This is a genomic window from Clostridioides sp. ES-S-0001-03, assembly GCF_020676075.1.
Taxonomy (GTDB): Bacteria; Bacillota; Clostridia; order Peptostreptococcales; family Peptostreptococcaceae; genus Clostridioides.
On the sequence record NZ_JACVWJ010000005.1, the window covers coordinates 336,055 to 349,052 of the forward strand.

At 26.6% G+C, this 12,998-nt stretch carries 11 protein-coding genes; all 11 read right to left on the reverse strand.

Annotated features, from left to right (window positions below; translation table 11 throughout):
- Nucleotides 1-282: 282 nt before the first annotated feature.
- Nucleotides 283-2,526 carry an RNA polymerase recycling motor HelD gene (helD, locus tag IC174_RS12585; RefSeq protein WP_227483029.1) on the reverse strand — a complete coding sequence of 748 codons (2,244 nt, stop codon included), beginning with the start codon at nt 2,524-2,526 and terminating at the stop codon, nt 283-285.
- Nucleotides 2,527-2,655: 129 nt separating this feature from the next.
- The gene (locus IC174_RS12590; RefSeq protein WP_227483030.1) at nt 2,656-3,465 is read right to left on the reverse strand and encodes a MarR family winged helix-turn-helix transcriptional regulator; all 810 of its coding nucleotides are present in this window, start codon (nt 3,463-3,465) and stop codon (nt 2,656-2,658) included.
- Nucleotides 3,466-3,691: 226 nt separating this feature from the next.
- Nucleotides 3,692-4,378, reverse strand: a complete 687-nt coding sequence (locus IC174_RS12595) for a DUF2461 domain-containing protein (RefSeq protein ID WP_227483031.1) — start codon at nt 4,376-4,378, stop codon at nt 3,692-3,694.
- 198 nt (nt 4,379-4,576) lie between these two features.
- On the reverse strand, nt 4,577-5,443 hold the full coding sequence (locus IC174_RS12600; protein ID WP_227483032.1) for an RNA polymerase sigma factor: 867 nt from the start codon (nt 5,441-5,443) through the stop codon (nt 4,577-4,579).
- A 263-nt stretch (nt 5,444-5,706) separates the two neighbouring features.
- Complete coding sequence (locus IC174_RS12605; RefSeq protein WP_227483033.1) at nt 5,707-6,372, reverse strand: methyltransferase domain-containing protein; 666 nt, start codon at nt 6,370-6,372, stop codon at nt 5,707-5,709.
- A 530-nt stretch (nt 6,373-6,902) separates the two neighbouring features.
- Nucleotides 6,903-7,772, reverse strand: coding sequence for a Nif3-like dinuclear metal center hexameric protein (locus tag IC174_RS12610; RefSeq protein ID WP_227483034.1), 870 nt, complete (start codon nt 7,770-7,772; stop codon nt 6,903-6,905).
- 213 nt (nt 7,773-7,985) lie between these two features.
- Nucleotides 7,986-8,429, reverse strand: a complete 444-nt coding sequence (locus tag IC174_RS12615; RefSeq protein WP_227483035.1) for a DUF3788 family protein — start codon at nt 8,427-8,429, stop codon at nt 7,986-7,988.
- Nucleotides 8,430-8,481: 52 nt separating this feature from the next.
- Nucleotides 8,482-8,949 carry a VOC family protein gene (locus IC174_RS12620; RefSeq protein WP_227483036.1) on the reverse strand — a complete coding sequence of 156 codons (468 nt, stop codon included), beginning with the start codon at nt 8,947-8,949 and terminating at the stop codon, nt 8,482-8,484.
- 531 nt (nt 8,950-9,480) lie between these two features.
- Nucleotides 9,481-9,852 (reverse strand): BlaI/MecI/CopY family transcriptional regulator, encoded by a 372-nt coding sequence (locus IC174_RS12625; RefSeq protein ID WP_227483037.1) that lies wholly within the window; start codon nt 9,850-9,852, stop codon nt 9,481-9,483.
- 959 nt (nt 9,853-10,811) lie between these two features.
- Complete coding sequence (locus IC174_RS12630) at nt 10,812-12,218, reverse strand: sensor histidine kinase (RefSeq protein ID WP_227483038.1); 1,407 nt, start codon at nt 12,216-12,218, stop codon at nt 10,812-10,814.
- A 39-nt stretch (nt 12,219-12,257) separates the two neighbouring features.
- The gene (locus IC174_RS12635; RefSeq protein ID WP_227483039.1) at nt 12,258-12,965 is read right to left on the reverse strand and encodes a response regulator transcription factor; all 708 of its coding nucleotides are present in this window, start codon (nt 12,963-12,965) and stop codon (nt 12,258-12,260) included.
- Nucleotides 12,966-12,998 lie beyond the last annotated feature (33 nt).

Below are 12,998 nucleotides of genomic sequence, written 5' to 3' on the forward strand. Positions count from 1 at the left end.
AATATTTTTTTTAGAATTTATATCAGATTTTAACTATTTAACTGCTATACAAATTCTAACTAAATAATACTACTAAAAAAGCCCTTAAAAAACATCTATTTTGAATTTTAAGGGCTTTAACTTTATCATAAAATACTCATATAAATATTCATTACAAGTACATAATAAATATATAATAATCCTAAAAAATTAGAAAAGAGTTAAAATTTCATTATTTTAATATTACTTCAATATTATTTTAATATTGTTTTAATATCGTTTTAGTATTACTTTAATCTTACTTTAATATTGTTTTAATAAAGAACTTATCTCATCTAAATAATATATGTTTAGTACATGAAGAGCTCTTGTACAACAAGTATAAAGGAGCAACCTTTCATCTTCATTATTATAATTTTTATTGCTTGCATTATATATAATAACCACATCAAATTCAAGCCCTTTAGATAGGTATGAAGGCATTATTAACACGCCATTTATATACTCATCATCATCTTTTGTTATACACTGTACATCATCATCATTCTCTTTTAAGAACTCGTATACTTCTATAGCTTCACGAACTGTTTTTGTTATGATACCAACAGAGTTATAATTTTTCTTTTTATAACCTTTTATATCTTCAATAAGTTTTTTATTCAGTTGATTTTTATCTTTAAAACCGATTATCTTAGGCTCATCACCATGTCTTTCAACATATTCATCATTTATAGATTCAGTAAGAAGTTTTCTTGAAAATCTAGTAATTTCCATTGTTGAACGATAGGTTTTACTTAGATTTATTATACAAGTATCATTCTTTAATATATCATGAATATTATTGTAATCTCCAATATTCATAAATGGATTGATTGATTGGTTGATATCTCCTAATATAGTCATATTTGCAGAATTAAAGAGTTTATAAAATATTTCATATTGTAATGGACTGTAATCCTGTGCTTCATCTATGATTACATATTTAATTTGTGATGTATTTGGGATACCTCCAAGAACTCCTTTTAAATATAAAAGAGCAACTTGGTCCTCATAATAAAGGCTCTTTACACTCAAATTATCCATTGTATAAGTTCTTATATTATCTATAAGATTTTTATCATACTCAATATTCGTTTTATCTAAAAACAGCTCCAAATTCTCAAATAGGTTTTTATAAGTGTCTATAAAGTCTAGCTCTGTCATTTTTAAAACTTTAGAATAAATTTCTTTCAAATTTTCTTTTACAATAAGAGTACTTCTTTCTATCATTTCTTCTTTTTCTATATAATTTCCAGATTCTTCAAGTTCTTTAAATACTTCATCAGCCCAAATTTTTTCATATGGTTCAATTAGAAACATTATTCTTGATTTTATCTTTTCTAATCTTCTCTTGATTGGTAGATTTGAATAATCATTAGAAAACAACTCTTGCAAATCCTTAGATGAAATTATCAACTTGCCTCTCACAATAATATCTTCAAAGCATCTATCCTCTGTCTCTAGATGAGTTATATATTTTTTTAATATATTCACAAACTCTGAAGATGTTTTAAATTCTATATTTTCTATCCTATCTCTATATGTTATTTTTTGATTATTATCAAATATATACTCCATCATTTCTGATGGACTTTCTTTTTTAAAATCATTTCCTAATTCTTGATGCATATAGTCTTTAAATGTGGTCTGACAAATATTATCTTCACCAAGTTGTGGTAATACATTTGATATATAGTCGTTAAATATGTTATTTGGAGAAAATATTATTATATTTTTAGATGTTATTTTATCTTTATGTCTATATAGTAAATATGCAATTCTATGAAGTGCTATAGATGTTTTTCCACTTCCAGCGGCGCCTTGTACAATTAAGTTTTTATAATCTTCATTACGAATCACTTGATTCTGCTCTCTTTGAATAGTTGTAACTATAGTTTTCATTTTCTCATCAGAGTTTTTGCCTAAAAGTTCTTGTAAGACATCATCATCAATATTTAGATTGCTGTCAAACATATACTCAATTTTTCTATCTTTTATTTTATACTGTCTTTTCTTAGTTATTTCTCCAGAGATTAATCCTTCTGGACAATCATAACTTGCTTGTCCAATCTCATAGTCGTAAAACATACTTGAAATAGGAGCTCGCCAATCATATACAAGAAAATCATAATCATCATCAATGAGATTTGATAGCCCAATATAACACTTTTGAGTATCAACTTCATTATCTTCAGTAAAGTCAATTCGTCCGAAATAAGGAGATTCAATCATTTTTTCGTATTTATCTTTGAGCTTTTCAGTAAATTCATGGCTCCTTTTTTGATGCTTCATAACATCCATAAATGACATAAATTCAGAAAGTTGTTCTAATCCATTTTCAATAGAAATAGCCCCCAAATCACTCCATAATTCCCTTTGAGTTTCTATAGCATCTTTTTTTAGTTTATCCTTTTCTCTACGTTTTTCCTCAAGCTGTCTGTTAGCTTCTTTAAAAACTTTTTGGAGCCATTCATTTTCAAGATTCAATTCAAAATCATTTAGATTCATATTATAATCCTCCTCAATTGAAATTAACGTTTAATCCGCTATATCAATTATATAGAAGTGAGGATATATTCATAGTCTTAAAAAAACTTTTTATTTATGATATAATTATAGTGGGAGGATAGATAGTTTCTAATCTTCATTAACATCCTTTTCGCTATACTTTTCATCCTTAGATACATTCTGCTCATCAAATTCCTTATTCTTGAAAAACTCTGGATGTTCTTTTACTATCTGTTCAAAAAATCCTGGATGCTGTTTCGTCATTTGTTCAAAGAATTCTTCTCTATTAAAAAAAGCTTGAAATGCTTCCATACGTGGATTGTAAAACTCTTTTTCTTCTTGAGAACTTGGATGTGGTTCCTCATGTGGATTTGGATGTGAACCCATATGCCCCATTCCAAAACCTTCTCTTCCATTAAAACTTAAGCGTTGACCAGGATATGGTCTTGAGTGTGCTCCCATATGCGCCCCATCAAAATTAATATTATCATCATTTTTTATAGTTCTCTCCAACTCATTAGTAATCTTAGTAAGAATATCACTTAGAATACTTTTTTCTTCTTTTTCTAAAATATCGAATATTTTATTAGTTGGGTCTTCTTCCTGCTCAATTTTATTAATTTCATCCATACCCTTTGATGTCAGTCTTACTACCATTACTCTACGGTCTTTTTCTGAAGGTGTACGAGTAATAAATCCTTGATTTTCTAGTTTTGAAAGCAACTCTCCTAAAGATTGAGGTCTCATATCAAGCAAATAAGATAGTTCTTTTTGAGTAATTTCTGGTTTTATTTTTAGCATAGATAATACTCTTCCTTGACCTCTATGCGTTCCTCTAAAAAAACCATGTGATTTATGATTTTGAAGGTGAAATTTATGTAGTAACGATTGTACTTTAAAAAATTGCTCTAATAAATTTTCATCTTGAGTTTCATTCATGATTTTTACCTCCTAAATTAATTATTAATTTTGTAATCATACATTTTACTAATTATATGATTTTTTTCGAATAAGTCCTTTAAAAAGGTACCTTACTTGTATTGAGTATAAGAGCAAGCCTTCGATTTGTCAAATATTTTAACACTTTATTACACTTTAACTGTACTATATTTTAAACTTTTACTAATATTATGCCCCGATTATACTCTACTCATATTTCTTATGTTTAAGCTTTTCTCTCAGGCATTTTGTAGCCTTCTAAAGCTTTATTAATATAATCATTAAAAGGTTTCATAAGTAAGAATTTATCAGTAACCATTTTACAAAATTCATATAAATTGTCTAAGTCACTATCCTGTAAGTGATATTCAATATACCAGCTTTTGTGTTTTAAATACTCTCCTTTAGTAAAATCTTTTGGATATCCTCTTGGAATATTTTTTAGTTTTTCGCCATCTAAAGTAAAATTCTCTGAAAATTTATGATTATACAAAATAGATTCTAATTCATCTGAATGTTTAAGTATATAATCCCTCACTCTTGTTGTTGCATCTGAAAGCTGTGGTGTAAAAAGTCCTGCTCCTAAAAATATATTTTGTGGAGAAATATCTATGTAATACCCTACTGGAATTGGTACTCGTCCAGCAGATGAAATATGTGCTCTAAATGATGGGTTATAAGGTGATTTATCATTACTAAAACGAGTATCTCTATTCAACCTAAATATTAAATCTTTTGCATTTAGATGTGCAATAGATTTATCTTGATAAGCTAAAGCATTAATTATATCTTGTAACAACTGTTCAAATTGCAATGTAGCTTCTTTTTTCCATTCTTTATTTTCCATCATCCACTCTCTTGAATTATTGTTTTTCAGTGCATTTAAAAACTCTAATATACAATTTTTTTTCATAATTTTCTCTCCCTTTTATATTAATTTTATTAATATTTTTAAAAATTATTTAAATACTTGATTGATACTCAAATACCATATAGCTATTTTAAAATACTCATTAATTAATTTTTAAAATTACATATCTAAATAACTTCTAATATCCATACTTAATACTTATTAAAGTTTTGCATCATATTTTAAAAACTTTCTAAGTATTTATAAATTTTTAATTATTGAGTAGCAGTCTGACTGTAAAAAATCTATTAGAAATTTTTTTAATTTTTCACTAGAATAATATGATGGAAGTCTTGAAAATACTGTTGAAAAATTTTCAGCTTCTTCCATAGCAGATTTAAATTTAAATATAGTATTATCATCATCTTTTTCTAGACTAGAATACTCCAAGTTTTTAGGATTTATACGGTGATTAACTATTGCATAATTAATACGCTTCTTGCACTGACATACCCCTTTTCCACTTAATCCACAATACTCATCTAAAAATGAGGCCATTTTCCTCCTAGTTCGTGATAATCTTTGTCTATATGCTTCAGAAGATATATCCAAAATATCAGCAGCAACTTTACTATTTAGTTTAAACATTGTACCTAAAATAAAAATGCATCTACTCTCTACATCCAAGCATTGTAACATTACATTTGTACATGAATATTTTAGTTCTTCTTCAATAATAGAAGTTTCAACATTTTGAGATAAATCAGGTATATCTTTTGATTTGCCATTTTTGATATCAGCTCCATAATATTCAAAACTTAAATGCTGTTTAGAAAACATACTTTTTTTATAATTTTGTAAATGATTGTATGCTATTCTAAATACCCATGTAGAAAAAGAACTTTCTTTTCTAAATGTAGATAGATGAGTAATTACACGTATCATAATTTCTTGACTGGCATCCTCTGCATCCTGTACAGTACCTAACATTCTTAAAGATAAATTAAATACTAAATCCTGTACATCCAATAACAAAATTTCAAGAGATTTTTTGTCTCCTAAAATAGCTCTATCTATCAAATTTTCTATTTCATCTTTTTTTACATTATTTTGTGTACTTTCACTCATAATTTCACCCCCATATTAAATTAGACAATTTAAAAAGTACTTTGTGACATAAAATTTTTATTTTTAGTATATTATTAAAAAATAAAAATACCCAATCAACCTAAATAGTCCAATTGGGTATAAATTCTCTAAAAAATCATTTTGTATTTAAATAATCATCTTTATATTTGAATAATTATCTTTGTATTTGAATTTTTATCTAACTCTAATCTTTATCTAATTCAAATCTTTATCAAGCTCTAGTCTTTATCTAACTCCAACTTTTACTTAACTCTAGCTATTAGAGAAATTGTATTAAAATACTTACCATCTTCTACTTCCATCATTTTTTTATCATTTTTTGCATAAGAATTATCGCAGTTTAGCCAATCTTGCCATGCTTCTTCATGACAACTTAAAGCTTCACATTTCTCTAAAATCACAGACTCCGATTCTGACCAAAGCTCATTCCACCATTTAAGAGAATGAAAATTCATGTTATCTTGCCAAAATGGAATAAGTTCATCAGGTATACAATCTACAAAATCTTGTTTTAATCCTGGCATTGCCATTGCAATTATTCCACCCTCTTTTACAAGAGGCGATATGTGATTTTCCAAAAAACCTTCTTTATTTCCAAAGTAGTGATAAGAATGAACACTTATTACTGCATCAAAAAAACCTTCTGCGTAAGGTAATTCATGTGCCTCTGCTTGTATTGGAAATATTTTATTATCTAAGTTAAAGTCCTTAAATCTTTCATAATTCTCAGTTGGTTCTATCCACAAATCTGTTGCAAATACAGTTGCATCAAATTCATTTGCTAAAAATATAGAAGATATACCTCTTCCACATCCTAAATCTAAAATACGCATTCCCTTTTCTAATTTTATCTTATTTGTCAGTTCCTCTAGTATTTTTATACAATTAGGCCCCATCATATTTTTCATGAGGAACTCTTTGTCATACTTATTACTTTTCGTAAATACCATTCTATCTTTCCTTTCCTTATAAATTATTATTTATTTAAATTGTTTATATTTTAATGTATATACTAATTAATCTATTTAGTTTAGCGGATATTTGACACTTTACCTTTTATTATACCATTTATTCTCATAAATATAATAATTCTATTATTTTAAAATTAATATTTATAATAATTTAAAATAAATACTTATAAAATATAGTTTATCATAATAATACTATAAAAAAACATCGAAAAATAAGTATTCTATAGTGAAATAGGAAAAATAACCTTGATATATGTTAGCTATAAAATATGAACAAATAAAGAAGCAGATATGAATAGATTTTGGAATATCTAAAAAATCTAACTCCAAGACAATTTTTTTAAATTCTCCAGAGAGTATTACGATACTACATTATAAAGCTAATTAAGATATTATTCTAAAAACAATAAAATAGGCAGTCAGTAAACACAAATTTTTACTGACTGCCTATTTTTGTTTAATATCTATTATAAATCTTCTAAATAATACTTTCCTTCCAAGAATTCTGATTCTAGCCCTAGATTTTTGAAGTAATTGACTAAAGACATACATGCAAATTTTTCTGTAGAATAATGAGTAGCACCTATAACATTAATTAAATTCTCTTTTGCAATTCTATGAAATTCTAATACTGGTTCAAAATGTTTTAAAGGCTTGGTAAATCCAGTAATATATAAATTTATACCAAGCTCATCAACTTCACTTGCTACAAATGGGTAACTTCCTCCCCCTGCTGCAATAGCTACTAAACCATCTTTTAAAAAAGAGCTTCCATAATCATATAGTTTCACATCATGTCCAACTGCTTTTTTAACAAGCTCCTTAATCTCTTCTACTGACTTTAAGGATGTTTTACATATAACTCCTACCTTGATTTTATCATCATATTTGCAGAATGGTTTGACAATTTCAAGACCTAAAGCATTTGCAAAACTAACAGAAGTTGAATAATCACTATAATTGTCTAATGGAGAATGTAATACATAAAAAGAAATTCTACGTTTTTTCATCTCTTCCATATAAGATAGTGGAATATCATGAAATGGAAAACCTTCATCACATGCTATATATCCCATTGCATGGTGTGAAAAAAGTAAGATATCTCTTTCATCTTTATCTATGATTTGCTGAATTATTTCTTTATCTGGAAAAGTAACTGTATATACTTTATTAATGTCTTGAGCATTATCTAATACTAAACCTATGTATTTTTTCTTAAACTCTGGAGTAATAAAATCATTTTCAAAATTCATAAAACTCCAATCATCATCAATATTTTTAATATCAAATTCTAAGTCTAACTTTTTATAAAGTTCTTTTGCTTTAATACTAATCACTCCTTTACAATAATATTTAACTAATATCTATTTATACAAGAGTTCTATAGTATACTTATACTTTAAAAATCAACTATATTTCAAAACACTATAAATATTCACTCATCTTAAAGTATAATTTATTTTTCTAGTATACATTCTATCTCAATACTCTTGTCTAGAAATATCTTTTCATTTTAATTTACATCATTAATCTTGTCAAATACTATTATTTTATATGATTAGATTTTTTGGAGGCTTTTTCTTAACTTCAATAATCTTTAAAATATCATCAAGCTCTTTCTCATTCTCCACTCTATAATTTATCCATCCTCCACTTCCACAAGGGTATCGCTTATTCCAAAATTCATTTGTCTTTGGTAATAAGTTATCCAGTATATCTAATAGCTTGTCTACATCATTACTTCCAATTTGAATAGTTGTTGTAAAGCAATCTTTCTCAAAAAACACATAAAATAGATGCATTGTTTTATGTGAATACTTATATCCCCAGCCATAATTATTTCCAAAAGGAAATCTTAATTCTTTACGCAAATCATATTTTTTATCTAATAAATTCTCAAGATGCAAAATAAGATTAAAATGTTTTTTGCCAACATACTCAGAAATCTCTTTTTCTGATGGCATAACACTTTTATTCAACATTCTTTCATACAATTTTAATCACCACTTTTGATTTATTTTTAATCTGAAAATACTAGTAACAAAATTATTCACTCCTTTTACATTCCTCTACAAATTCAATTGGATGTTGAATAATCTTAGAAACTTCTTCTACAGAATACCCTTCATCTAAGTATCTTCTGGCTATAACTTCCATAGCTTCTCCTACCTCAATAATATGCTTATCAGGGTCATAAATACGCACTACTCTCTGTTTCCATTCATATTTTAGTGGTTGGTGAACATACTCTACATCTTTATATGATTTAAGTTTTTCAATAAATTTATCAAAATCATCAGCTTCAAAATAAAGTTCCATATTGTGTGATTTTTTCACAACTGTATCTGGATTTAGTCCTGTTAACCATGCGAAATCCTCTTGTATTGCAAATCCTCCACTAAAAGTTACATTTTTCCCTAAATCTAACACAACTTTTTGGTCAAACAATTCTCCATAAAACTTTTTTGACACTTCTACATCATTTACTGCCAATAATGAACATTGATATTTCATAAATATCCCCCCTAATTTTTATTATTATTTTATTGTACCAATTTAAACTTGAAAGCTATATGTCATATTTATAAAAATTATGAAATTATGTATTCTACACAACTACAATCCATATGCAAAAAGCTACCCTAAAATATAGTTATTTAATTGATAACTAAAGGTAGCTTTTTATATTGAATTAATAGAATTGTCCATCATTAATTTACACTCATATTTAATTTTATTTTGGTTCATATTACAATCCACTTATAATTTATAATTTTCAAATACAGATATACTACATATCATAAATATACTGTATATGATTTATGTTTATATTATACAAAATTTTGCTTTAATTTTGCTTTAAGATTGTATTTTTATAATATTTAATTTACATATAATCTATTAAATTACATAAATCACCAATCTAATGTTTTACTTATATTATACAAGCTCACAAAATTTCTAAAAATAAGTTTTCATATTTTTAGGTATCATGTTTTATTTTACAAATAGCTACTATTTTTCTTTAATCTTATTTTCTTATTTTTATTTAATACTTCTTAACCACTCTTCAATAAAAAGTATATCTTTTTCACTTATATTATCATCTGCATGAAGTGATAATAATAAGCTTTTTATAGAGGAATCATGAATATTACTAAAAAATTCTCTCGTTTCAACATTCAAGTAGTCCTTTTTATTAATTAAAATCTCATACTGTGTATGTTTATTTACCTTTTTAGAATTTAAAAATCCTTTAACTACTAATCTAGATAAAATAGTTAAAGTTGTCGTTTGCTTCCATTGATATTTTTGCTCCATAGCTAAAATAATATCTTTTGATGTTATTTTGGAATCTACTTTCCATATAAATTTCATTATCTTCAATTCTGATTGTGGCAACTTTTTTATTGGCATAATAAACCTTTGCTACTCAGAATACAGACAAGCAATATTCACAGTAAAATTTTCATCAATTTAATTGATGTTATATTCATCTAAATTACTGTAATTTTATAAGATTTTCTCAATCTTAAATTCTAAAGTTAGCTATTTGTACATAATAAACATGTGTAAATAGTGTCAGAATTACTTTATATTGCTTAAGTTTTATGAAATATCTTGTACTCAGCTATATACTTCTGGATACTTGTCTCAGTAGCTCTCCCTTCTTTTAAATTTTTCTTTCTAGTTTTAAGCATTTATATTTTAGTAATCTTACTTCTTTTAATTTTGACTTATTGCTTCTCTAGCTTTTAAAAAAAGAATCTCTCATTTATGATTTTTATAATCCAAACCTTTTCCTCAACAGCTCTTTATAGCTCTAATTTAATTCAACATATCTAGACATCTATACTTTATATCACTAAAAATCAGACACCAAAACTCTACTTTAGTAGAGTTTATATGGTCAAAAAATGTCTATTTAAGATGCTCTTTCGCTCTAAATACAAGGTTCTACTAAAATATTCCTCTAATAATTACATAAAAGTTCTTCTAATTAAATCTGCTCTTAAAATCTGATTCTCTTCTTCTCAAAATTAAAAACTACTATATTATAATTCTATTTTAGTAGAATATTTTTGTCAATAATATTTTAAGTATTATTGAAAAATATTAAAAAAAAGGGAACTATTTAAAGAGTTTAACAGTCTTACAATAATTCCAAAATATATTATTCCTATGAAAATTTTGATACCATGAGTAACTTAGCTCTAAGCGCATAAAGCAAAAGTTACTATTTTATTTAATAAAACTTGACAAGAAAAGAATTTATATTTATTCTACTACGATAGAACATTTTTGTCAATAAATAATAAAATTATTTTCAAAATATTTTCATTGTTCACGCTTATTTATTATTTTATCATAAAGTTTTACTTTACTAGTGGTAATTTTAAAGTTATTTTTAGACCATGACAATCATCACTTGTGATATTTAATTTACCTTTATGTGCGTTTATAATACCTGCTACTATTAAAAGACCCAGACCATGATTCTGACCTTTAGCATATGCATCACTCAAATTATATTGATTATTCAATAAATAACTAATTTTATCTTTGCTCATACCTTTTCCATCATCTTCAATAGTTATATAACAAAAATCTAAATCAGACCTTGAAACTACATTTATATTACACCCATGTTGATTGTGAGTTATACTATTTTGTATCAAATTGCTAATAGCTCTTTTTAATAACTTTTTATCTGCATCTATAATAATATCTTCATCCAATATATTAATCTCAATATAAAAGTTATTATCCAAATTATTATTTATAAAATCAGAAACAACCTCTCTCAAGAAAACAGAAACTCTAATTTTACCACAATCCAATGGTTGCATATTGTATTCCAATTTAGAGACTAAGTTAAGGTCGCTTACTAATTCCCTAATCTTAATACCTTGATTACATATAATAGATACTTGCTCATGTTCTCTTTGAGAAAGATTTTTACTTTCCTCAAGCTCTCCAGCATATCCTATTATCATTGAAAGTGGTGTTCTTATATCATGAGATATTCCTGCAATCCAATTAGACCTAGCTTCTTCTCTTTTTCTAAGCTTTGCATTTTTTTCCTGTAATTCTCTAGATACAGAGTTAATAGATTTTGAAATATCACTAAGTATTCCCTTTTCTTGAAGAAATACTGGCTCGCCCTTTGAAATAAGCTTCATCCCTGTAATAATTGGCTTTATAGATTTTACCATTTTTAATCCTATGAACAAAGCTATTAAAAAAGTAATTATTGCATTAAGCAAAAGCATAACTAATATTAACCTTGGAAATTGCTCTATTTCTCTAATGGTATAAGTAAGGTTAAACCTAGTATACTTGTCTTTTGGATATCCTGTAACTAGAAGCCCCTCAGGATGCTCCCATACATACACAGGATAGTCTTTTAAAAAGAATTTTGAAAATTTAGCTACATCCGTTAAAGTATAATGCTTTGGTATTTCTTTGGGTAAATCATACTCCCATATTCTGTCCCCATTATCATCAATTAACATCGCCCAAGCTTGATTTTTATGTAACACATCTTTGCTAGATTCATCCAAAACAAATTTACCATCTTTTGAGGTTAACTTTTCTTCAAGCATCATTAAATTTGCTTTAGTCTCTCTGCTAGTGCTTATATCCGATTCTCCCAAGTATGGATATATAAAGGTTACGTATGAAAATATCAAAAATCCTGTTATGTTTAAGATAATTAGAAATAATGAAATCAAGATACTTGAACCTATAAATCGCCTCAATATATATTTTACACTATCCAAAGTTAAATCACTCCTCTTGAAATCTTCATATGGCATAAATCAATTAACAATTAATTTATATCCAAGCCCTCTTACTGTAAGAAGATGCTTAGGAGAAGATGGTGCTTCCTCTATCTTTTCTCTAACTCTCCTAACATGTACCATAAGAGTATTTTCATACCCATACATGTCATCTCCCCATATAGCTTGACATAGTGCATCACTAGTAACAATTCGCCCTTTATTTTCATACAACTTTAAAAGCAGGGAATGTTCTTTAGCAGTTAAAGATATTTCTTGTCCATCTTTTTTTACACATGCAGTATTTAAATTTACAACAACAGAATCTCCTAGTTTAAATACTGGCAACTCCTCTTCCTTCATAGGAATATATACACGATTTAGTATACCTATTAACCTTAAAGTAAGTTCTTTAGGTAAAAATGGCTTTACTATATAATCATCAGCTCCTAAACCCAAACCAATCAATCTATCTTCATCCTCTCCTCTTGCAGAAAGAAAAATAACTGGTATCTTAGACGTCTCTCTAATTTTTCTCATAATAGAAAATCCATCTCCATCTGGCAATACTACATCTAAAATTGCACAGTCTGGTTTTATATTTTTAAATACTTTCACAGCTTCTTCATAACTAGAGGCTAGAAAAATTCTATTAAATCCATCTTTTCTTAAGATTTCATCTATCATTTTTAATAATTCTTTATGGTCATCAACCACAAGTATTTTTTTATCCTTTATTGTTTCCATAATCATCACCCTCCATAAGTATATCATATACCC